The 22,666-nt window shown below is 72.3% G+C and carries 15 protein-coding genes and 1 pseudogene; 1 reads left to right on the top strand and 15 read right to left on the bottom strand.

What is annotated here, in order from left to right:
• Positions 1-52: 52 nt before the first annotated feature.
• Positions 53-3,226 carry an N-acetylmuramoyl-L-alanine amidase gene (locus ACFP3V_RS07215; RefSeq protein ID WP_380580983.1) on the bottom strand — a complete coding sequence of 1,058 codons (3,174 nt, stop codon included), beginning with the start codon at positions 3,224-3,226 and terminating at the stop codon, positions 53-55.
• Positions 3,227-3,443: 217 nt separating this feature from the next.
• Between ACFP3V_RS07215 and ACFP3V_RS07220 the strand changes: the two genes are divergently transcribed.
• Positions 3,444-6,470 (top strand): NACHT domain-containing protein, encoded by a 3,027-nt coding sequence (locus tag ACFP3V_RS07220; protein WP_380580985.1) that lies wholly within the window; start codon positions 3,444-3,446, stop codon positions 6,468-6,470.
• Positions 6,471-6,542: 72 nt separating this feature from the next.
• Here ACFP3V_RS07220 and ACFP3V_RS07225 read toward each other — a convergent pair whose 3' ends face one another.
• From ACFP3V_RS07225 to ACFP3V_RS07290, 14 genes and pseudogenes are all read right to left on the bottom strand, one after another.
• Positions 6,543-9,065, bottom strand: coding sequence for an ATP-dependent Clp protease ATP-binding subunit (locus ACFP3V_RS07225; protein ID WP_380580987.1), 2,523 nt, complete (start codon positions 9,063-9,065; stop codon positions 6,543-6,545).
• A gap of 528 nt (positions 9,066-9,593) precedes the next feature.
• On the bottom strand, positions 9,594-9,941 hold the full coding sequence (locus ACFP3V_RS07230) for a histone-like nucleoid-structuring protein Lsr2 (protein ID WP_380580989.1): 348 nt from the start codon (positions 9,939-9,941) through the stop codon (positions 9,594-9,596).
• Positions 9,942-10,065: 124 nt separating this feature from the next.
• Positions 10,066-10,569, bottom strand: a complete 504-nt coding sequence (locus ACFP3V_RS07235; protein WP_380580992.1) for an amino-acid N-acetyltransferase — start codon at positions 10,567-10,569, stop codon at positions 10,066-10,068.
• A 9-nt stretch (positions 10,570-10,578) separates the two neighbouring features.
• Positions 10,579-10,986: a BlaI/MecI/CopY family transcriptional regulator gene (locus ACFP3V_RS07240; RefSeq protein ID WP_380580994.1), complete on the bottom strand. Its 408-nt coding sequence runs from the start codon at positions 10,984-10,986 to the stop codon at positions 10,579-10,581.
• A gap of 149 nt (positions 10,987-11,135) precedes the next feature.
• The gene (locus ACFP3V_RS07245; protein ID WP_380580996.1) at positions 11,136-11,285 is read right to left on the bottom strand and encodes a hypothetical protein; all 150 of its coding nucleotides are present in this window, start codon (positions 11,283-11,285) and stop codon (positions 11,136-11,138) included.
• 23 nt (positions 11,286-11,308) lie between these two features.
• A complete protein-coding gene (gene lysX / locus ACFP3V_RS07250) occupies positions 11,309-12,826 on the bottom strand; it encodes a bifunctional lysylphosphatidylglycerol synthetase/lysine--tRNA ligase LysX (RefSeq protein WP_380580998.1) in 1,518 nt (505 codons plus the stop codon).
• Positions 12,827-12,937: 111 nt separating this feature from the next.
• On the bottom strand, positions 12,938-14,659 hold the full coding sequence (locus tag ACFP3V_RS07255) for an LPXTG cell wall anchor domain-containing protein (protein WP_380581000.1): 1,722 nt from the start codon (positions 14,657-14,659) through the stop codon (positions 12,938-12,940).
• A gap of 894 nt (positions 14,660-15,553) precedes the next feature.
• A pseudogene (locus ACFP3V_RS32070) lies at positions 15,554-16,338 on the bottom strand (hypothetical protein).
• A gap of 74 nt (positions 16,339-16,412) precedes the next feature.
• Positions 16,413-17,198, bottom strand: coding sequence for a type III pantothenate kinase (locus ACFP3V_RS07265; RefSeq protein ID WP_380581004.1), 786 nt, complete (start codon positions 17,196-17,198; stop codon positions 16,413-16,415).
• Between the two features lie 39 nt (positions 17,199-17,237).
• Positions 17,238-18,203 (bottom strand): carboxylating nicotinate-nucleotide diphosphorylase, encoded by a 966-nt coding sequence (gene nadC / locus ACFP3V_RS07270; protein ID WP_380581006.1) that lies wholly within the window; start codon positions 18,201-18,203, stop codon positions 17,238-17,240.
• The gene (locus tag ACFP3V_RS07275; protein ID WP_380581008.1) at positions 18,200-19,909 is read right to left on the bottom strand and encodes an L-aspartate oxidase; all 1,710 of its coding nucleotides are present in this window, start codon (positions 19,907-19,909) and stop codon (positions 18,200-18,202) included. Before ACFP3V_RS07275 ends, nadC begins: the two co-directional genes overlap by 4 nt.
• Positions 19,906-20,346, bottom strand: coding sequence for an aspartate 1-decarboxylase (panD, locus tag ACFP3V_RS07280; protein ID WP_380581010.1), 441 nt, complete (start codon positions 20,344-20,346; stop codon positions 19,906-19,908). The genes ACFP3V_RS07275 and panD overlap by 4 nt, the downstream gene beginning before the upstream one ends.
• A 40-nt stretch (positions 20,347-20,386) precedes the next feature.
• Positions 20,387-21,241 (bottom strand): pantoate--beta-alanine ligase, encoded by an 855-nt coding sequence (gene panC, locus ACFP3V_RS07285; RefSeq protein WP_380581012.1) that lies wholly within the window; start codon positions 21,239-21,241, stop codon positions 20,387-20,389.
• Complete coding sequence (locus ACFP3V_RS07290; RefSeq protein WP_380581014.1) at positions 21,238-22,179, bottom strand: Rossmann-like and DUF2520 domain-containing protein; 942 nt, start codon at positions 22,177-22,179, stop codon at positions 21,238-21,240. Before ACFP3V_RS07290 ends, panC begins: the two co-directional genes overlap by 4 nt.
• Between the last annotated feature and the right edge of the window lie 487 nt (positions 22,180-22,666).

A 22,666-nucleotide genomic window follows, 5' to 3' on the forward strand; every position in this document is an offset into this window, starting at 1 on the left:
GCTGCCGCCGCTCCGGGCCGTCGCGTGGCTCGGCGTCCGGTCCGACGCTGCGTCAGCCGGTGAAGTACCCGGTGAGGTCGGCCACCACGTTGACGTTGCCGGCGTGGTTGTAGAAGTCGACCGTGCCGTTCACCACCGGCACCACGACCAGGTTCGGGATCGTCTGCCCCGCCCGGAAGTTGACGTTGGAGACGGACGGCAGCGCCTTTCCGTCCGGGTAGACGGTGAGGTAGCCGGCGGCGGTCGGGCCGACCGCGGTGACGTTGAGCACCACGGCCTTGGCGTTCAGCGGCACGCCGTTGGCGGCGCCCACGGTCAGCTTGACCGTGCCGCCCGTGCCGAGCACGCCCGTGCGGACGCCGGTGCCGCTGCGGGTGTCCATGACGCGCACCGGGGACACGGTGTGGAAGACCGCACCCGAGCCGCTGTAGTACCCGTTGATGTCGGCCACCAGGTCCACCGTGCCGTAGTGGTTGTACAGCCGCACCTTGCCGTCCGCGCCGACCGGGACGATCACCAGGTTGGAGATGACCTGCTTGGCCGTGAAGTTGAGGTTCGAGGCCGAGGTGCGCGTGGTGCCGTCCGGATACACCGTCACATAGCTGGAGCCGGACGGGTTCACCGCGGTCACGTTCAGCACGACCGCGGTGACCCCGGACGCCGGGACCCCGGCGTTGCCGGTGATCTGCAGGGCGATCGAGGCGCCCGCGCCCACCCGCGCCCTGGCGGCGCCGATGCCGTACCGCGTGTCCAGCAGCCGGGTCGGGCCCACGCCGGTCAGCTTCGAGCCGGAGCCCGAGCGGACGTAGTAGCCGGTGATGTCGGCGACCAGGTCGACGGTGCCGGCGTGGTTGTAGAGCCGCACCTTGCCGTCCGAACCCACGGGCACCGTGACCAGGTTGGGGATCACGTCGCCCGCGACGAAGTTCAGGTTCGAGGCGGAGCTGCGCGTGGTGCCGTCCGGATACACCGTCACATAGCCGGAGGCGGACGGGTTCACCGCGGTCACGTTCAGCACGACGGCGGAGACGCCGCTGGTCGGCACCCCGGCCTTGCCGGTGATCTGCAGGGCGATCGAGGCGTCGGCCCCGACCCGCGCCTTCGCCGCGCCGATTCCCGCGCGGGTGTCCAGCAGCCGGGTCGGCGTGACCGGCGTGAAGGTGCTGGTCGCCGGGAACGCCGCCGGAACGACGGTGACGTCGGAGGCCTTGACGAAGGCCAGCCGGTGGTTGAAGGAGATCGGGTAGTACTGCGTGGTCCCCTTCAGATGGGTGCACGCGTTGTTCGCCGTGCAGGAGGGGTAGTCGCTGAAGTAGTCGTCGGCCGTCATGACGGCGTTGGCGACGTAGGACTCACCGGAGTGCATCAGGTAGGACAGCGGGGCGATGGTCGGCGCGTCGCTCGCGTAGGCGCCCGAGTACACGGACGCCTCCGGGTAGGGGCGGCCCCAGATCTGCGCCGTGCTGCCCGTCGGCGTCACGATCACCGGCTGCGTCAGGCTGTTCGCATAGGCATAGGCGCCACCGGGGTTGTAGAACCAGGCCTTCTGGCCGCCGTACCAGATCGCGGTCCAGGAGCCGGAGACCTGGGCCACGACGAAAGTCTCGCCGTAGACCGCCTTGTCCGTCCAGTCCGCCGCGGACTGGGTGCCGGTCTGCCCCTTGGCCGAGCTGACGACCGAGTCCTTGATCAGGCCGTAGCTCGTGCCCGGACCCTGGTACAGGTAGACGAAGTTGGCCTGGTGGCCGGGGCAGGGGTTGGTCGAGCAGCCGTTGACCGTCGGCTCGTAGGAGGTGCTGTAGGGCGGGGCGATGGTGACCGTGCCGCCGACCACGGGCTGGTCGTTGCCGCTCAACCGGTGCCCCAGCAGCCGGAAGTAGTAGCTCCAGTCCCAGTACGGGCCCGGGTCCCAGTGCTGCGCGGCCTGGCCGCTGTTGCTGATGCCGGGCACCTCGTCGTGCCCGATGATGTGCTGCCGGTCCAGCGGGATGCCAAAGCGGCCGGCCAGGTACTTCACCAGCGCGGCGGAGGACTGGTACTCGGAGGGCGTGTACCAGGAGCCGGTCTTCAGCGCGTAGCCCTCGTGCTCGATGCCGACGGAGTGCGCGTTGAAGGTCCGGTTGGCGGCGTGCCAGGCCACGTTGGAGGTCGCCACCAGCTGGGTCACCGAGCCGTCCTGGCCGACGACGTAGTGCGCGCTGGCGTAGCCGCCCTGCTGGAACGTGGCGATCGTGCCGGACTTGGTGCCCTCGGCGTCGTGGATGACGATGTAGTCGATGCTCTGCCCGTCCGCGGGACGGTTGCCCAGCGCGTAGGTGCCGTAGTCCCCGGAGGTGTCGTACTCCTTGTAGAGCGCCGGCGCCGGGGTGTCGCAGGCGAGCGTGCTGGGGCACTCCTTGGTGGCGACCCCGACGGAGGCGATCGCGGCAGCCGGAACCGTGGTCCCGGCGCCGGAGCCGGCCTGCGGCACCGCGGCCGGGTCGGGCTTGATGCTGACCACCTGGCCCTGCGGGGTGGTGCTGCTCACGCCCTTGCGGAGGTTGGTGAAGACCCGGTCGGCGAACTGCTGCGCGGCCGCCTTGTCGCTCGCGTGGCCGAACTCCGCTACGGCGGCGTACCACTGCGTCGGGTCGGTGGGCAGACTGCCCGTCAACTGCTTCTCGTAGGAGGCGAGTAGGGCCGCGCCGCCGCGGATGCTCTGGCGGGTGTCGGTCTTCAGCTCGTCGGGCGAGGCGCCGATCAGCTTGGCTGCCGCGTCCAGCGTGTGCAGGGCGGGCGAGGACGTGTCCACGTTCGTGGAGGCCGGCAGCGTCGGCGTCGCGCGCCGGGCGTGCTTGCGCCCGGAGCCCTCGGCGTCGATGCCGTCGTCGAACTCGTTGCCGGTGGCCGTCTTCAGGTCGTCCTTGGTGACCTGGGTCAGCCCCATCACGTTGTAGTTGCCCGTGACGCTGGGCGCGCCCTCGTGCTGGTCCCAGAGCGACTGCTCGTAGGAGAGCGCCATCAGCACGCCCTGCGGGACGTGGAACTCCTGCGCCGCGTCGGCGAACTGCTGCTGCAGGGCCGCGTTGCCGAGCGACGCCGCGGCGACCGCGCCGCCGGGGGCCGCCGATCCGCTCCAGGGCGCCGCCTCGGCGACCGCGCCGACCACGAGCGCGCCCGCGACCAGCGCGCCGGTCGCCCCCCACCAAGCCTTCGTATGCCCGCGTCGTCCATGCCTGGATCCCACGCAACGCCTCCCCGCCATCCGCACACCTGTGCGGTATTCGTTTGTACGGCAAGCAGCCGCCGAGGCTACCACCCGCCCCAGAAGGCTCCGACGGCCCCTCCCGCCCCCTTCACACCGGCTTCACGAGTCTTCGGACTCGTCGGCCCCACCCCGTGGCACGACGCGCTGCGGCAAGATAACCCCGTTGGCAGCGACGGGGTTTGGGGGAGATGGACGAGTGGCGCATCCGCAGCGGGCGCGGCTGGTGGCGGTGCTCGGGGCACGACAGGGCAGCGGATACCTGATCGGTCCCGGGCTGGTGCTGACGGCCGCGCACGTGGTGCGCGGCCGGGATCCCGCCGAGGTGGTGCTGCCCGGGGGCGGCGGCCGGCAGCCCTGCCGCGTGGTCTGGCTCCGTTACGACGACCGGTGCGACGCGGCGCTCCTGCGGCTCGCGTCCGACACGGGCGGTCCGGCGGACGGCGCGCCACCCGCCTGGGGCAGCTGGGCGGGGCTTGAGCCGCGTCCCGGCGCCGTCGCGGTCGGCTTCCCCCACGCCCAGCGGGACGGCTCCGGGCGGCTGGACACCGAGCAGTTGCTGGGCACCCTCAAACCGGCGACCGGACTGGTGGGCGGCCGCCCGGTGCTGGACAGCGCGCACCACGCGCCGCAGGGCGAGCGTCCCTGGGCGGGCCTGTCCGGTGCTCCGGTCTTCCTCGACGGCGAACTGATGGGCGTCGTCCGTGCCGAGCCCGGCGCCTGGGGCCACGGCCGGGTGGAACTGACTCCCAGCCAGGTCCTGCTCGCTGATCCGGAGTTCCGTGCCGCGGTCGGCCCGGACGGGCTCACCGTGGCGCCCGGCTTCGAGCAGCGCCTCCGGACCGCCCTGGCCCGCGAGTGGAACCAGGTGACGATCTTCGGCGTGACCCGCTCCTCCGCCCTTGAGGACTCCTGGCCCCTGGACCTCGCCTACCTGAGCCTGGAGCTTTCGGGCGGGGGAGTGCAGTTGCACGAGGACGGCCAGGAACCCCTGTCGCACCGGGTGGAGGACGCCTTCGCCGGGCGGCGTCGGGTGCTGCTGCGCGGTGAGGCGGGGTCGGGCAAGACGACGTTGCTGCAGTGGCTGACGACCATGGCCGCGCGCCGCGAACTCCCGGACTCGCTGCGGGAGTTCCAGGGCTGCCTGCCGGTGCTCCTGCGCCTGCGGGCACTCGCCCGCGACGGCGCCGAGCTGCCCGGCCCCGAGGAGTTCCTGCACGCGACGGGCAGCCCGCTCGCCGGTGCCCCGGGCTCGGCGGGGTGGATGAGCCGGAGGATGGCCGACGGCGGGGTGCTGCTGCTGATCGACGGCATCGACGAGGCCCCGTCCGGCCGGCGGCGACGGGTGCGGGAGTGGCTGGGCCGACTGCTGGCCGCCTACCCGGAGACCCGCTGCGTGGTCACCACCCGCCCGTCCGCCGTCCACGAGGGATGGCTGCGCGCACTGGACTTCGAGGAGCTGAGCCTGCTGCCCATGGGCCGCGGCGACGTCCGCGCCTTCGTCGACCGCTGGCACCAGGCGGCCCGGCACGCCGCCCCCGGGCGTTCCGGCCGACTGGACCAGTGGCGGCAGCAGTTGACCGACGCCCTGGACCGCAAGCCGGACCTGGCCCGGCTGGCCACCAACCCGCTGATGTGCTCGCTGATCTGCGCGCTGAATGTGGACCGCCGCGGCTACCTGCCCGCGGACCGGATGTCCCTCTACGACGCTGCGCTGGACATGCTGCTGGTCCGGCGCGACCAGGAGCGCGGCGTGGCGGCCGACTCCGAGGGCCCGAGCCTGGACCGGAGCCGCCAGCACGCGCTGCTGGAGAAGCTGGCCTACTGGCTGATCCGCAACGGGCAGTCGGAGCTGACGGAGAAACAGGCGCTGCAGCAGATCGACCGGGTCCGGCCGCGACTGGGTCTCGACACCACGGCCGACGACCTGCTCCGCCACCTCCTGGTCCGCAGCGGCCTGCTGCGCGAACCCGCCCCCGGCGCGGTCGACTTCGTCCACCGGACCTTCCAGGACTACCTCGGCGCGCAGGCCGCCGTCGAGGAGGGGGACATCCCGCTACTGGTGGCCCACGCCCACGAGGACCAGTGGGAGGACGTGCTGCGCCTGGCCGTCGGCCACGCGAGACGGCGGGAGCGGGCGGACCTGCTCACCGGCGTGCTCGACCGGGCGGACCAGGAGCCCTCGCACGCACACCGGCTCCGGCTGCTCGCGGCGATCTGCCTGGAGTTCGCCGTCGAGCTCGACCCGTCGATCCGGCAGCGGGTGGAGTCGGCGCTGGCCGAGGTGGTCCCGCCGCGTTCGGCCGAGGATGCGAAGGCACTGGCCGCGGCGGGCCCGATCGTCCTGGAACTGCTGCCCGGGCCCGAGGGGCTCGACCCGGTGACGGCCCATCATGTGGTCGTCTGCGCCACCACGGTCGGTACCGAGCGGGCGATCCCGCTGCTCCGCCGGTTCGCGGACCACCCGTCCCAGGAGGTGCGGGCCCAACTGGCGTGGGCCTGGGACCGCTTCGACCGGGCGGAGTACGGCGCCCAGGTCGTCGCCCGGCTCAGTCACGACGACGGCCTCCGCTTCGTCGTCCGGGGCCGGGAGGACGCCGCCTTCCTGGCGTCGCTGGGCGGACGGAGCTGCGTGCAGTACCAGGCCACCACCGGTCTGCCGGGCATCGAGCTGCTCCCGCCCGACACGCTCAACGAACTGCGGCTCCACGAGACCGTGCTGGACGAGGCCGACCTCGCGCTCCTGGACCGCTTCCCGCAGCTGAGGCGTCTTCAGCTGACGCGCTGCCACTGTCCGAGCCTGGCAGCACTGGCGGCGACCGCCGTCCGCCGGCTGCTGGTGCGCGAGTCCACGCTCCGTGGGCTGGAGGCGCTGACCGGGCTCACGGCGCTCGACCTCTGGGACTGCGCGGCGCAGCCCGTCCCCGGGCTGCCCCGACTCGCGACGCTGACCCTCGATCCGGCGGACCGCTTCGAGCCGGCCCAGCTCACGGCTTTGACGGAGATGGCCGATCTGCGGCTGGTCCACCTCTACCGGGGCACCTTCCCGGACCTAGGCGGGCTCGTGCTGCCCCAGGTGGGCGAGCTCTACCTGACCGCGGTGACGCTGACGCCGGAGCGCGTGGCCCAGATCCCGCGGGTCTTCCCCGGGCTGCGGGCCGTCACGGCCTGGGCGACGGAGCGGCTGGACCTGCTGCCCGCGCAGTACCCCGTCGTCCGGCCCTGAGCCGGAAACGCCGCTGCCCCCGCCGGTCCTGACGGATCGACGGGGGCAGTGCGGTCGGGCTCGACGCAGCGGTTACGCCGCGCCGGGGTCCTTGCTGAGGTTCGGGCCGGCCGAGACCGCGTCCGCCGCCACCGGGGTCTTGTCGACGCCGGTGAAGGTGAACTTGGCCTCCTTGCCCTCGCCCTCGACGTCCACGACGACGATGTGGCCGGAGCGCAGCTCGCCGAAGAGGATCTTCTCGGACAGCGTGTCCTCGATCTCGCGCTGGATGGTCCGGCGCAGCGGCCGGGCGCCCAGCAGCGGGTCGTAACCGCGCTTGGCCAGCAGGGACTTGGCGGCCGGACGGAGCTCCAGGCCCATGTCGCGGTCCTTCAGGCGCTCGTCCACCTTGGCGGCCATCAGGTCGACGATCTGGATGATCTCCTCCTCGCCGAGCTGGTGGAAGACCACGATGTCGTCGACGCGGTTGAGGAACTCGGGGCGGAAGTGCTGCTTGAGCTCCTCGCCGACCTTGGCCTTCATCCGCTCGTAGCCGGACTGGATGTCACCCTGGGCCGCGAAGCCCAGGTTGAAGCCCTTGGAGATGTCCCGGGTGCCGAGGTTGGTGGTCATGATGATGACCGTGTTCTTGAAGTCCACGACCCGGCCCTGGGAGTCGGTCAGCCGACCGTCCTCCAGGATCTGCAGCAGCGAGTTGAAGATGTCCGGGTGGGCCTTCTCGACCTCGTCGAAGAGGACGACCGAGAACGGCTTGCGGCGCACCTTCTCGGTCAGCTGGCCGCCCTCCTCGTACCCGACGTAGCCGGGCGGGGAGCCGAACAGCCGCGAGACGGTGTGCTTCTCGCTGAACTCGGACATGTCGAGCTGGATCAGCGCGTCCTCGTCGCCGAAGAGGAACTCGGCCAGCGTCTTGGACAGCTCGGTCTTACCGACGCCGGACGGGCCGGCGAAGATGAACGAACCGCCGGGACGCTTCGGGTCCTTGAGGCCGGCCCGGGTGCGCCGGATGGCCTGGGACAGCGCCTTGATGGCGTCCTTCTGGCCGATGACGCGCTTGTGGAGCTCGTCCTCCATGCGCAGCAGCCGGGAGGACTCCTCCTCGGTCAGCTTGAAGACCGGGATGCCGGTGGCGGTGGCCAGGACCTCGGCGATGAGCTCCTCGTCCACCTCGGCCACGACGTCCATGTCGCCGGCCTTCCACTCCTTCTCCCGCTTGGCCTTCGCCTGCAGCAGCTGCTTCTCGTTGTCGCGGAGGGCGGCGGCCTTCTCGAAGTCCTGCGCGTCGATCGCGGACTCCTTCTCCCGGCGCACGTCGGCGATCTTCTCGTCGAACTCGCGCAGGTCCGGCGGAGCCGTCATGCGGCGGATGCGCATCCGGGAGCCGGCCTCGTCGATCAGGTCGATCGCCTTGTCCGGCAGGAAGCGGTCGGAGATGTAACGGTCCGCCAGGGTGGCGGCGGCGACCAGGGCGGCATCCGTGATGGAGACGCGGTGGTGCGCCTCGTACCGGTCGCGCAGGCCCTTGAGGATCTCGATGGTGTGGGCGAGAGACGGCTCGGCGACCTGGATGGGCTGGAAGCGGCGCTCCAGGGCGGCGTCCTTCTCCAGGTGCTTGCGGTACTCGTCCAGCGTGGTGGCGCCGATGGTCTGCAGCTCACCTCGGGCCAGCATGGGCTTGAGGATGCTGGCGGCGTCGATCGCTCCTTCGGCGGCGCCTGCGCCGACGAGCGTGTGGATCTCGTCGATGAACAGGATGATGTCGCCGCGGGTGCGGATCTCCTTGAGCACCTTCTTCAGGCGCTCCTCGAAGTCACCGCGGTAGCGGGAGCCGGCGACCAGGGCGCCCAGGTCCAGGGTGTAGAGCTGCTTGTCCTTGATCGTCTCGGGCACCTCGCCCTTGACGATCGCCTGGGCCAGGCCCTCGACGACGGCCGTCTTGCCGACGCCGGGCTCGCCGATCAGCACCGGGTTGTTCTTGGTGCGGCGGGACAGCACCTGCATGACCCGCTCGATCTCCTTCTCGCGCCCGATGACCGGGTCGAGCTTGGCCTCGCGGGCGGCCTGGGTGAGGTTGCGCCCGAACTGGTCGAGGACCAGGGAGGTCGAGGGGGTGCCCTCGGCGGGGCCGCCGGCGGTGGCGGACTCCTTGCCGCCGCCCTGGTAGCCGGAGAGCAGCTGGATGACCTGCTGCCGCACCCGGTTCAGGTCGGCGCCCAGCTTGACGAGGACCTGGGCGGCGACGCCCTCGCCCTCGCGGATCAGGCCGAGCAGGATGTGCTCGGTGCCGATGTAGTTGTGGCCGAGCTGAAGGGCCTCGCGGAGCGACAGCTCCAGGACCTTCTTCGCCCGCGGGGTGAAGGGGATGTGGCCGGACGGGGCCTGCTGGCCCTGGCCGATGATCTCCTCGACCTGCTGGCGAACCGCCTCGAGCGAAATCCCGAGGCTCTCCAGGGCCTTAGCGGCGACACCCTCACCCTCGTGGATCAGGCCCAGGAGGATGTGCTCGGTGCCGATGTAGTTGTGGTTGAGCATCCGGGCTTCTTCCTGAGCCAGGACGACAACCCGCCGCGCGCGGTCGGTGAACCTCTCGAACATCGTTAATCGCTCCTCAGAGCGGTCGGAGCAGAAAGAGGGCGGTCCCCTCCCTGTCCTTCCGCATGCTAGTCCCGGAGGCCGGAACAGCTTCACTACAACCGTCGACACCTGCTGGCGAGAACGCCCCCGCGACGGCCGACAATGACTTGAACTGAATGCTGCGGGTTGGTGTTCCCGCAGGCCAGCCAGATCCACGCGGAATCGCTACGCCGACGGCGAACGCGGGGTGCGGCGTGCCGCACCGGCCCGTCCTCCGGTGGCGCTTCGGGTTGTCCACAAGCAGGTCATACCCCCGGCCTGCGCAGTTCGATCCCGAATTCGTTCCCCCGGGTGTTCGCCGAACGAGAAGTCGGGCGAATGGAGTCAGGCTGCGTAACCTCCGCGGGCAGCCGCCGGTTTGACCCCGTGTGGCAGGACTCACCCCGGTTGCGGCGGCATCCGCCGGCAGCCGGGCCGCGCGGGCGGAACCGCTGCGGGTGCCCTGCGCCCGGACCCGGCGGAGAGCTGACGGAGGCTCAGCTCCGCTGCTCAGCTGTGCGCCGCCTCGTACTCCTTGAGGATCTCGCTCGGGATCCGGCCGCGGTCGTTGATGGCCTTGCCGTTCTCCCGCGCCCAGGCGCGGACCTTGGCGGTGTCCGGGTTGCTCCCCACCTGGCGCTGCCCCTTGGGCGCCGCCGCGCCGCGCCGGGCGCCGCCGCGGGAGCTCTGCTTGCGCCCCTTCTCGGTGTACGGAGCAAGCAGCTCGCGGAGCTTGCCGGCGTTCTCGGTGGTGAGGTCGATCTCGTAAGCAACCCCGTCGAGTGCGAACGTCACCGTCTCGTCCGCCTCGCCGCCCTCGAGATCGTCGACAAGAAGGACCTGGACCTTCTGCGCCACGGGCTTCCCTTTCCTCAAAAGCACGGATTACTGAAGGAAAGCAAAGCGCCTTTCCGGCGAAAATTCAAACCCCGGGTTCCGACCTGTGGACACCGCGAAGGAACCAACCTACCGCACCGTGCGTTCACAGATGCAGGAGCATCCGGGTGTTGCCGAGGGTGTTCGGCTTCACCCGTTCCAGATCCAGGAACTCCGCCACGCCTTCGTCGTAGCTTCGCAGCAGCTCCTCGTAGACGCCGGCGTCGACCGGGGTGGAGTCGATCTCCTTGAAGCCGTGTTTGCCGAAGAAGTCCACTTCGAAGGTCAGGCAGAAAATACGACGCACACCGATCCAGCGGGCGGTGGCGATGAGCTTCTCCAGCAGCTGGTGCCCGATTCCGGTGCCGCGGCAGGCCGGGTCCACCGCGAGGGTGCGCACCTCGGCCAGGTCCTCCCACATGACGTGCAGCGCACCGCAGGCCACGACCTGCGCGTTGTCGTCGCGCTCGGCGACCCAGAACTCCTGCACCGACTCGAAGAGGGTGACCGTGGGCTTGTCCAGCAGGCGTCGTTCGCGTGCGTATCCGTCGATGAGGCTGCGGATGGCCCGGACATCGCTGGTTCGCGCGCGGCGGATCGTGACCTGCATGGCCAGACGCTATCGCGTCCCGTCCTCCAGAGTCTCCGTGATTTCGGTGGGGAACAGTTGCGGGGCGAAGATGCGCAATGCGTCGCCGAGAGCCTCCTGCTGCTCGGGGGACATCATCCCGAAGAAGTGCACGAGTGCGGCGGCCGGGTTGTCCCCGGTGGCCCAGGCATCGAACATCAGGGTGGCGGTATACGCCTCGCGCGTGGAGACCGGGGCATATCGGTAGGCCCGGCCGTCCTGTTCCCGGCGCAGCCAGCCCTTCTGGAACAGCTTGTCCATCACCGTCATCACGGTGGTGTATGCGATCTCTCGTTCCTGTTGCAGATCCTCGAGAACCTCCCGAACCGTGACCGGGCGGTTCCACTGCCACAGCCGGGTCATGACCTCGTTCTCGAGTTCACCGAGTGGGCGCGCCATAACAGGCAGATATCACCTTTACCGGACAAACTCCAGTGACTTGCACTATCAGGGGCGCGAGGAACTGCGCGAGGAGCCCACCACCCGGGGAGGTCCGTCCCCGATCAACGGGTCGAACCTCCGCGAGTGGTGGGCGCCCGTGGCGGCGCCTACTGCTTCTGGGCCTGGGCGAGGGCCTCCGCGGCGGCGTCCTCCTTGGCGGCGTTGGCGCCGCCCTGGTTCCGGAAGAGAGCCCGGATCAGGTAACCGAAGGCGACGGCCATGACCGCGGGCGGCAACAGAGCCTCGATGTACTTCATGACGACGACTGTACGCCCCGCCCCTACTCGGGCTTCACCAGGGGGAAGAGCACCGTCTCGCGGATGTTCTTGCCCGTCAGCAGCATGATGAGCCGGTCCACGCCCATCCCCATGCCTCCCGTGGGCGGCATCGCGTACTCGAGCGCGCGCAGGAAGTCCTCGTCCAGCTGCATCGCCTCGACGTCGCCGCCCGCGGCCAGCAGGGACTGGGCGGTGAGCCGGGCCCGCTGCTCGACCGGGTCGATCAGCTCGGAGTACGCGGTGGCCACCTCGGTGCCGAAGATCACCAGGTCCCACTTCTCCGCCACGCCGGGGACGCTCCGGTGCTGCCGGGTCAGCGGGGAGACCTCGGTCGGGTAGTCCCGGATGAAGGTCGGCTTGATCGCGTTGTGCTCCAGCAGGCGCTCGACCATCTCCAGGACGATCTGGCCGTGGCCCCACTGCTTCTCGTAGGGGATGCCGTGCGCGTCCGCGAGCTTGCGCAGCTCGTCCACGGAGGTCTCCGGGGTGACCTCGACGCCCAGGTGCTCGGAGATGCCCGGGTAGACGCTGACCTGCCCCCAGGGCTCGGCCAGGTCGATCTCGACCTCCTCGCCGTGCTGGTCCAGGCCCTTGACCACGGTGGTGCCCAGGGCGTCCTTGGCCGCGTTGAGGATCAGCTCGCGGGTGAGCTCGGCCTGGGTGTCGTAGTCGCCGTAGGCCTCGTAGGACTCGATGGCGGTGAACTCCGGGTTGTGGGTCGCGTCCGCACCCTCGTTGCGGAAGTTCCGGTTGATCTCGAAGATCTTCTCGGTGCCGCCGACCATCAGCCGCTTGAGGTAGAGCTCGGTGGCGATGCGCAGGTAGAGCTCCATGTCGTACGCGTTGATGTGCGTCTTGAACGGACGCGCGTTCGCGCCGCCGTGGATCGGCTGCAGCATCGGGGTCTCGACCTCGATGAAGCCGCGCTGCTCGAAGGTGCGACGCAGCGAGGAGACCACGCGGCTGCGCAGCTGCAGCATCTCGCGGGCCTCGGGGTTGACGATCAGGTCCACGTAGCGCTGGCGGACCCGGGCCTCCGGGTCGGTCAGGCCCTTGTGCTTGTCGGGCAGCGGACGGAGGCACTTGGCGGTCAGCTCCCAGCGGTCCACCATCACCGACAGCTCGCCGCGCTTGGAGGTGATCACCTCGCCCTCGACGCCGACGTGGTCGCCGAGGTCGATGTCGGCCTTCCAGTCGGCCAGCCGCTCCTCGCCCAGCTTGTCCAGGGAGAGCATCACCTGGAGGTCACCGGTGCCGTCCCGCAGGGTGGCGAAGCAGAGCTTGCCGCCGGTGCGGCTGAGCACGACGCGACCGGTGACACCGACGCGGTCGCCGGTGGCGGTGTCGGCCGGAAGATCGGGGTACTTGGCGCGGAGGTCGGCCAGGGTGGTCGTGCGCGGGAAGCCCACCGGGTAGGGGTCGATGCCGGCGGCCTTCAGCCGCTCCAGCTTCTCGCGGCGGACCCGCATCTGCTCCGGGAGGTCGTCTGTCGCTACGGCGGTGGGGTTCTGATCGCTCACGGCACAAGCGTAGCGAGCGGGCGCACCTGCTTTTCCCGCGGCAGGGCAGCGGAAGGTCCCGCGCCCGGGCCCCCGGCAGAGGGGCGGGACGCGGGACCGGACGCGGATCCGTCAGCGCGTGCGGCGGCGACGGGTCAGGGCCACCACGCCGCCGCCGAGGAGCAGCGCGCCGACGCCGGTGAGCAGCAGCGGCGCGGTCTGCTGGCCGCCGCCGGTGCTGGCCAGGCCGCCCGAGCCCGAGGCGCTGGCGGACGAGGCCGGGGTGGACGCCGCCGGAGTGGCCGACGCGGAGGACGAGGAGCCGCCGTCACCCTGGCTCGGGGCCGCCGAGGAGGCGGGCGCCCGGGTGGCGGTGACGTGCAGCAGGGCGAGGTTGTCGGCCAGGTTCGCCTCGGCCCGCACGCCGCGGACGTTGACGCTGCCGACGGCCCCGGTCAGCGGCCGGGTCGCCTCCACCGACAGCTTGAACGTGGCACTGTGCCCGGCCGGGAGGCTCGAGTCGGGGGCGCAGAACACGAACTGACTGCCCTTCAGGTCGCCCGCCGCGATCCCGTACACGGCCAGGACCTTCTGCAGCTCCGCACGCTGCTGGAGAATGTCGGTGTCGCAGGTGTCCGGGACGCGGGTCACCCGGACGCCGGCGGGGAGGCCGATCACGGCCAGGCCGCCGTCCTGGGCAGCCGACGTGCCGGTGTTGCGGATGCCGACGGTCAGGGTCCGGACCTTGCCGACGGTGAGCCGCAGCGAGCCGCCCTGGGCCGCGAGGTTGTAGCCGGCACCGGTCACCGCGCGCAGCCCGATGTTGTTGCTGTAGTCGATGTCCGGAACGGCGGCCCGGTGGTCGGCCTTCGGCGTGGTGACGGGCACCAGCTGCAGCGGGGTGCCCTTGCCGGGCTTCGCGCCCGAGGTGTCCAGCTTGCCGATCAGTTCGCCGCCGGCCACGTCGGCGGCGTAGTCGAAGAAGCCGCTGGCGGTCGTCGGGTCGCCGGTGACGGTGACCGCGGGGGAGAGCTGGTAGGTCTCGCCCGGGTGGATCACCGCGTTGGGGAAGTGGCAGAGCGCGTCGCTCGGGTCCATCGGGTCGTAGAGGCAGTTGCTCCACGTGCTCGCCAGCCGGACGCCCTGCTCGTCTTCGAGCCCGGACGCGCCGACGACGACGTAGATGTCCGAGGCGTCCCGGTCGCCCTTGTTGGTGATCCGGACCGGCGCCTGGACGCCGGCCTTCGAGGCGATCACCAGCGGGGCACCACTGCCGTAGAGGCTGAACCCCGAGTCCCCCATCGCCTGGTTGACGGCGAGGTCGGGGCCGTGGCCGACGGTGAAGACGGTGCGGTAGTTGGCCGGGCTGTCCTTGCCGCCGTCCGCCGAGATGTTCTTGCCATGGACGGCGAACGTCAGCGCGCCGGTGGCGCCTTCGGCCGCGCCGACGGCGCTGCGGACGCGGAAGTCGAGCTCACCCGCGAACTCGATGCGGCCCGCGTCGCAGCTGAAGCCGGTGTGCGCGGACGAGGTCCAGGAGCAGGCGGAGGGCAACTGCAGGTCCGCCTTGCCCACGAGAGCAGAGGCGTTGCCGGTGATGGTGACGCCGGTGGGCGAGGCCTCGTCGGCGACGTAGTAGCCGACGGAGAAGGTGCGGTACTGGGCCGCGACGGCCGGCTCGTCGGCGCCCTGCGGCAGCAGGTAGAGCGAACTCGGGGCGGCGACGCCCACCTTGACGGTGGCGGCCGGCCCGGCCGCGGGCGCGGCGGCGTGGGCGGCGGGTACGACGGCCAGACCCAGGGCGGCGGATATCGCGGCGGCGGCGGGCAGGGCGGCGGCGCGGAACAGCGCCATGGATCCCCCAGTGAGAGAAGTGTGAGAGGCGTGAGGATGAAATCACACCGGCCCCCTACGCCCCATCGGGGGGTACCCCTCCCGCCGCCCCCGAGACCCTCGCTCACCTGCACTTTCCCAGCAAAGCACCCAAAAGCCCCCCCGCCCCCGGCCCGGCCCGGAGCGCGGCGGGGGCGAGACCCCGCGCCGAGCCAGTGCGCTTCGCGCCGCGGCCGGCACCTTCGTGCCGACAGCCAGCCAGCACGCCGCCGCCTCCAACGCCGAAGGCGGACGCGGGCACAGCCCCACGCCCGAGCCGGGCCCGGGCGCACCGCAACGCCCAAGGCGGACGCGGGCTCAGCCCTACGCCTTGGCGGAGGCGGAGGCGGCCGCGGTCCAACATCGAAACGGGGACAGCTCAACGCCCGAGCCAGGCCGGGCGTAGTCCCGGCCGCACGCGATGGCGTGCACTGCCCTACGCCCGAGCCGGGTCTGGTGCAGGTCAACACCGAAAGAGGCACGGGCGCAGCCCAACACCCGAGGCCTGCAGGGGCGCTGCCCCAGCCGAAGGCCAGCGCGGGCACAGCCCCAGCCGAAGGCGGGCGCGGGCACAGCCCAACCCCGAAGGCCGGGACGGGCGCAGCCCCCGCCGAAGGCCAGCCCGGGCACAGCCCAACAACCGAGCCGGGCCGGGCGCAGCCCAATACCCAAGCCGGGCATGAGCACAGTCCAACACCCAAGCCGGGCACGGGCGCAGCCCAACAACCGAGCCGGGCCGGGCGCAGCCCCCGCCGAAGGGCAGCCCGGGCACTGGCCAACGCCCCGCCCGGGCCCGGGGCAGCCCCACCCTGAAGGCGGCATGGGCGCAGCCCAACACCCAAGGCGTTGGGCTGCGCCTCCGGCGCGCGGCCGGGGTCAGCCGGTGCCGGTGGGGCGTTCTTCCGGGTCGTCGGGGTGGGGGGCCGGGGGCGTGGCGGGCTTGGGGCGGACGCCGCGGGGCCAGAGGTCGGCGGGGGTGGGGACGGGGCGCACCGGGCGGTCGTCCTCGCGGGGCGTCGGGGCGGGCTGGTTGCTCATCGTTCCTCCGCGTCGGTGGGGGATTGCTGGGGCCACCGCCCGGTCCCGCTGCCGGGCACGGGCGAAGTCCGCGACCTTGCCGCCGCTCACCACGCTGGCGATCCGCGGGGGTTGGGGCGGCACCGGGGCGTCGAGCCGGCGGCGCACCGCCGCCTCCGCCAGCTCCGCGCACCGTTCCCGCAGCCGCAGCCGGCGGGCGTGCTCGGCGCCCGCGCAGGGAAGTCCCGTGAGCAGCCGCAGTGCTGACAGGTCGTCGGAGTCCGGCACGTACCCGTCGGCCACGGCTTCCTCCAGCCGCTGGAGGTAGCCGCCGGGGGGACCGGGCAGCGCTGCCCGNCACCGGGCAGCGCTGCCCGGTACCGGGCCAGCTCGGTGAGCGCGAAGGCGCGCATCCGGCCCGCCTCGGCCGTAGCCTCGTCGATCGCCTCCGCCAGCCGCAGCACGTCCTGGACGTCCTCCGTCCAGGCGGCACGGGCCGACCCCGCGTCGGGTCTCCCGTTCGGCGCGGGAGTGGGGCTGGGGGTGGGGCTGGCGTGGAGGACGTGGGCGAGGGCCCGCCGGAGGACCCGCAGCTCGTCTGCGCTGAAGGCCATGCCGCCGCGCGACCCATGAGGCGTAGGCATGAGAGAGACCCTACGGCCCAAAAGGGGAAAATCGGATCAACCGCGCAGCGTCAACCCGCCCGTGTCCTGCGCGGTCACCCGGCCGTGTTGCGTTCGTAGACCAGACGGAGGCCGATCAGCGTCAGCCACGGCTCGTGCACGTCGATCGAGGTGGCCTCGCCCAGCACCAGCGGGGCCAGTCCGCCGGTGGCGATCACCTGGACGTCGTCCGGGTCGTCGGCGAGTTCGGCGGCCATCCGGTTGACGATCCCGTCCACCTGCCCGGCGAAGCCGTAGATCGCGCCGGACTGCATGCACTCCACCGTGTTCTTGCCGATGATGCTGCGCGGCTTCACCAGCTCGATGGTGCGCAGCTGCGCCCCGCGGACGCCGAGCGCGTCCATGGAGATCTCGATGCCCGGCGCGATCGCGCCGCCCAGGAAGTCCCCGCGCTCGTTGACGGCGTCGAAGCTGGTGGCCGTGCCGAAGTCGACGACGATGCAGGGCCCGCCGTAGAGGTGCTTCGCCGCAAGGGTGTTGACGATGCGGTCGGCGCCGACCTCCTTCGGGTTGTCGGTCAGCACGTGCACGCCCGTCTTCACCCCGGGGCCGACCAGCACGGCCGGGACGTCCCCGTAGTAGCGGCGGGACACCTCCCGCAGCTCGTGCAGGACGGCGGGGACGGCCGAGCAGATCGCCAGGCCGTCCACGACGTCGGCGCCGAGGATGGGGTGCGCGCCCATCAGCCCCTGCATCGTCACGGCCATCTCGTCGGCGGTGCGGCGCGGATCCGTGGAGATCCGCCAGTGCTCCACGATGTCCTCGCCGTCGAAGAGGCCGAGGACGGTGTGGGTGTTGCCGACGTCGATGGTGAGCAGCATGGGCGCGCGGGTTCCTTCGGGGGCTGGGGAGTCGGGTGACTATCCGCGGAGGTCGAGCCCGATGTCAAGGATCGGGGAGCTGTGCGTCAGCGCACCGACGGCGAGGTAGTCCACGCCGGTCCCCCCCACCTCGCGGGCCTGCTCCAGGGTGAGCCCGCCGGAGGCCTCCAACTTGGCCCGTCCGGCGACGAGTTCGACGGCCTGGCGGAGTTCGGCGGTGCTGAAGTTGTCCAGCAGGATCAGGTCCGCCCCGGCGTCCAGGACCGGCTGGATCTGGTCGATCCGGTCCACCTCGACCTCGACCGGGAGGTCCGGGAAGGCCTTGCGCACGGCGTTGAACGCCTCCGCGACGCCGCCCGCGGCGACGACGTGGTTGTCCTTGACCAGCGCGGCGTCCGACAGCGCCATCCGGTGGTTCTGCCCGCCGCCGGCGCGGACGGCGTACTTCTCCAGGGCCCGCAGGCCGGGCGTGGTCTTCCGGGTGTCCCGGACGGCCGCCCCCGTCCCCTCGAGTTCCTTGGCCCAGGCGGCGGTCGCGGTGGCGATGCCGGACAGGTGGCACAGCAGGTTGAGGGCGGAGCGCTCGGCGGTCAGCAGGTCCCGGGTGCGGGTGGTGACGCTGAGCAGCACGGTGCCCGGCTCCACGCGGGTGCCGTCCTCGACATGACGCTCGACGGAGAACTCCTCCTCGGCGACGAGGGAGATGACCGCCTCCGCGACGCGCAGGCCGGCGACGACGCCCCCCTGACGGGCCGTGAAGTCGGCGGTGGCGACGGCGTCCTCGGGCACGGTGGCCACGGAGGTGACGTCCTCGCCCCCGGCCAGGTCCTCGGACAGCGCCATCAGTGCGACGTCCTCGACCTCGACCGGGTCCAGCCCGGCCTGCTCCAGCAGCGCGGCGAGCTCCGGGTCGAGACCGGTCTCGACGCCCTCCCCGCCACAGGCGCAGCCGTCCCCGCAGCCCCCCTCGTTCAGGAGCTCCAACTCGTCGTGCTCGTGGCTCACTTCTGCTCCTCGGGGGTGGTGGGGTGATCGTCCGTGTCGGCGCCGAAGACGGGACCGGGGGTGGTGCCGAAAGCACCGGAGGCGAGGCGGGTGGTGAGGTGGCGGCGCCAGTGGGCGTCGTCGCGGTCCGGGAAGTCCTCGCGCCAGTGGCAGCCGCGGGTCTCCTCACGCAGGCGGGCCGCCGTCGTCAGCGCCGTGGCGACGAGGTGGAGGTTGGTCGCCTCCCAGGTCTCCACCTGGGGGGATTCCCCCTTCGCGTGCTCGTCGAGGCCGTCCACCGCCAGCGCGGCCAGCCCCTCCGCCGCGGCCGCCATCGACTCGGCGGACCGCAGCACGCCCACGCCGCCGGTCATCAGGCGCTGGATCTCCGCCCGCGACTCGGGCGCCAGCAGCGGCACCCGCGACACCGGCCGCGAGACGTCCTCGTGACGGGGCGTCAACTTGCCCGCGGCGTCCCGCTCCACGATGTCCGCGGCGATCCGCTCCGCGAACACCAGGCCCTCCAGCAGCGAGTTGGACGCGAGCCGGTTCGCGCCGTGCACGCCGGTGCAGGCGACCTCGCCGCACGCGTACAGCCCGGACACCGACGTCCGGCCGCTGAGGTCGGTCCGCACGCCGCCGGAGGCGTAGTGGGCGGCCGGGGCCACCGGGATCAGCTCGGTCACCGGGTCGATGCCGTGGGCCCGGCAGGAGGCGAGGATGGTCGGGAACCGCTCCTCCCACATCGCCGCGCCGAAGTGCCGGCCGTCCAGGTACATGTGCTCGGCGCCGGTCTCCTGCATCCGGCGCATGATGCCCTTGGCGACGATGTCCCGGGGCGCCAGCTCCGCCAGCTCGTGCTGCCCGACCATGAAGCGGACGCCGTCCGCGTCCACCAGGTGGGCGCCCTCGCCGCGCACCGCTTCCGAGATCAGCGGCTGCTGGCCGTGGGCCTCCGGCCCCAGCCACAGCACCGTCGGGTGGAACTGGACGAACTCCAGGTCCGTCACCTCCGCGCCCGCGCGCAGCGCGAGCGCGACGCCGTCGCCGGTCGAGACCGCCGGGTTCGTCGTCGCCGAGAAGACCTGGCCCATGCCGCCGGTCGCCAGCACCACGGCCCGCGCGTGCACCGCGCCGACGCCGTCCCGCTGGCCCTCTCCCATGACGTGCAGGGTGAGACCGGCGGTGCAGCCCTGAGCGTCCGTCAGCAGGTCCAGCACCAGGGCGTGCTCGATGACCTCTATCTCCGCATCGGCCCGGACCGCCTCGACCAGCGCCCGCGAGATCTCCGCGCCGGTGGCGTCGCCGCCCGCGTGCGCGATGCGCCGCCGGTGGTGGCCGCCCTCGCGGGTCAGCAGGATCTCGCCGGCCGCGTCACGGTCGAAGGCGGCACCGGTGGCGATCAGGCGGCGGACCGCGTCGGGGCCCTCGGTCACCAGCAGCCGCACCGCGTCCTCGTCGCACAGGCCGGCGCCGGCGACGAGGGTGTCCGCCAGGTGCTGCTCCGGGGTGTCCCCCTCGCCGAGCGCGGCGGCGATACCGCCCTGCGCCCAGCGGGTGGAGCCGTCGTCCAGCATCGCCTTGGTGACCACGAGCACCCGCAGGCGCGCCCGGCGGACCCGCAGCGCGGCCGTGAGGCCCGCGACGCCGGAACCGACGACGACCACGTCCGCGTTCGTCGTCCAGCCCGGCGCGGGGGCCGTCAGCACCTGAACCTCTGCGGTCATGCCTCGCTCCGTACGTAGGCCGGGGCGCCGGTCAGGTCGCCCCGGAACAGGCCGCTGCCCTCCGGGGCAGCGGCGGCGTCCGCGCCGGTGTGGGTGATCCGGTTGTCGCGGTCCACGAAGACGATACGCGGCTCGTACACACGTGCTTCCGCGTCCTCCATCTGACCGTAGGCGATGAGGATGACCAGGTCTCCCGGGTGCACCAGCCGGGCCGCGGCGCCGTTGATGCCGATGACGCCGGAGCCGCGCTCGCCGGCGATGGTGTAGGTCTCCAGGCGGTTGCCGTTGTCGATGTCGACGATGTGGACCAGCTCGCCGGGCAGGATGTCGGCGGCTTCGAGCAGGTCCTGATCGACCGTCACCGACCCGACGTAGTGCAGGTTCGCCTGCGTCACGGTGGCGCGGTGGATCTTGGACTTGAGCATGGTGCGGTACATGGCGGTCACGTCTCCGGTTCGGGGTACATGCCTGGGCGGGTCAGTGGAAGGCGAGGCGCACGTTGTCGATCAGGCGGGTGGTCCCCACCTTCGCGGCGACGGCGAGGACGGCCTCGCCGGTGAAGTCGTCGCGGGCGATCTCGGTGAAGTCGCGGGGGTCGATCAGCGCGAGGTAGTCCAGGGCGATGTCCGCTCCCGGCACCGCGATCGCCTCCGCGGCGGCCTTCCGTACGGCCGACGGCCCGCCGGACGCGGCGTCGCGCCCGGCGAACAGGGCGCGGGAGAGCACCAGTGCGCGCTCCCGCTCCTCAGCGGAGAGGTACCGGTTGCGGCTGGACAGCGCCAGTCCGTCGGCCTCGCGGACGGTCGGCACGCCCACGATCTCCACCGGGAAGTTGAGGTCGGCGACCATGCGCCGGATCAGCGCCAGCTGCTGTCCGTCCTTCTCGCCGAACAGCGCGAGGTCGGGCGCGGTCAGGTGCAGCAGCTTGGCGACGACGGTCAGCACGCCGTCGAAGTGGCCGGGGCGCGAGGCGCCCTCGAAGCGGGTGCCCATCGGCCCGGCGGCCAGCCGCACCTGGGGCTCGCCGCCCGGGTACACCTCCTCCACCGAGGGGGCGAAGACGACGTCCGCCCCGGCGGTGGAGGCGAGTTCGACATCGGCGGCCAGGGTGCGCGGGTAGCGGTCCAGGTCCTCGTTCGGCCCGAACTGGAGCGGGTTGACGAAGACGGTGACCACCACCGTGCCGTCCTCACCGGCGAGTTGACGGGCCGTCCGGATCAGCGTCGCGTGGCCCTCGTGCAGCGCGCCCATGGTCATCACGACGGCCCTGGGGTGCGTGCCCGCGGCGGCCGTGACGAGTTCCTGGCGGGTGTGGGCGAGGGTGGCGGTCATCGGGGCGACTCCTCGGTGGAGAGAACGTCCAGCAGCGGCTCGGCGGCCTCCGCCTTGAGCATGCCGTTGGCCAGCGCGCGGTCGGCGGTGGCCCGGGCCATGGCCAGGTAGCTGTCGAGGATCTGCGGGGACTGACGCCTCGTCAGCTCCGCGACGTGCCGGGCCACGGTGCCCGCGTCGCCGCGGGCGACCGGGCCGGTGAGCGCGGCGTCGCCGCTGCGCAGCGTGTTGTCGAGCGCCGCGCCGAGCAGCGGTCCGAGCATCCGCCCCGGCTCCGCGACGCCCGCGTCCGCGAGCAGCTCCATCGCCTGCGCGACGAGGGTGACCAGGTGGTTCGAGCCGTGCGCGAGGGCGGTGTGGTAGAGCGGGCGGACCTCCTCGGGCACCCACTCCGGCTCCCCGCCCATCTCGACCACGAGCGCCTCAGCCACGGGCCGGAACTCCTGAGGGGCCGTCACCCCGAAGGGGCAGCCCGCGAGTCGGGCGACGTCGACGGAGGTGCCGGTGAAGGTCATCGCCGGATGCAGCGCGAGGGGCAGCGCCCCGGCCCGGGCGGCGGGTTCGAGGATCGCGGTGCCGTGCGCACCGGAGGTGTGCGCGACGATCTGCCCCGGACGGATGGCCCCGGTCTCGGCCAGGCCACGGACCAGGTCGGCGAGGGCGTCGTCGGGGACGGTGAGTAGCAGCAGGTCCGCGGCGGCGGAGACCTGCGGCGGGGTGACCAGCCTGACGCCGGGGAGCAGCGCCTCGGCACGCCGCCGGGAGGCGTCGGAGACGCCCGAGGCGGCGACGACCCGGTGCCCCGCGAGCTGCAGCGCGGCGCCGAGCGCCGGCCCCACCCGCCCGGTGCCCACGACGCCTACGGCGAGCCGCGCCGGCCGGTTGTCCGGCGCGGCCGGATCCCCGAGGGAGGGCAGGTCTTCGCTTCCGCTCGCCACGTACGACCTCTTCGCGATGCTTCCGTTCCAGTCCCGCTCACCGGGTACCAGACGTACGCAGTCATCGTAGGCCACGCGCCCGGCGACGTTGCGGCCAGTGTGACCCCCGCCTCACCCCCGCCGCGCGCAGAGCCGATGCGGTCCGGGCGGCCCCCTGCCCCCTGAGTCCCCGATGCCCTCCACCGGCCGGAACCGCACGGCGCACTCCCGCCGCCGCGCGGCGGCAGGACCGCCACGGACAGGAACCCCGAACCGCGGCGGACGGCCAGGAGCCGGTACAGGACGGCCCACCCACCCGGCGCCGCCAGCGGACCGGGCTGTCCGGGCCCGCCCTCCGGCCACAGCCCTCTCCCCGGCCCAGGCGTCCCTTCCGGCACGGCGAAACCACCGGCGCGGACGCTGAGGCACAGTCCCCTCACCCCAGGTCTCGCTCCTGGGAGGCGCAGCCGCTGGGCAACTGGCCCAGCGGGCGCGGTGGGCGCGGTGG

Origin of the sequence: Streptacidiphilus monticola, assembly GCF_042658505.1 — a bacterium.
GTDB lineage: Bacteria > Actinomycetota > Actinomycetes > Streptomycetales > Streptomycetaceae > Streptacidiphilus > Streptacidiphilus monticola.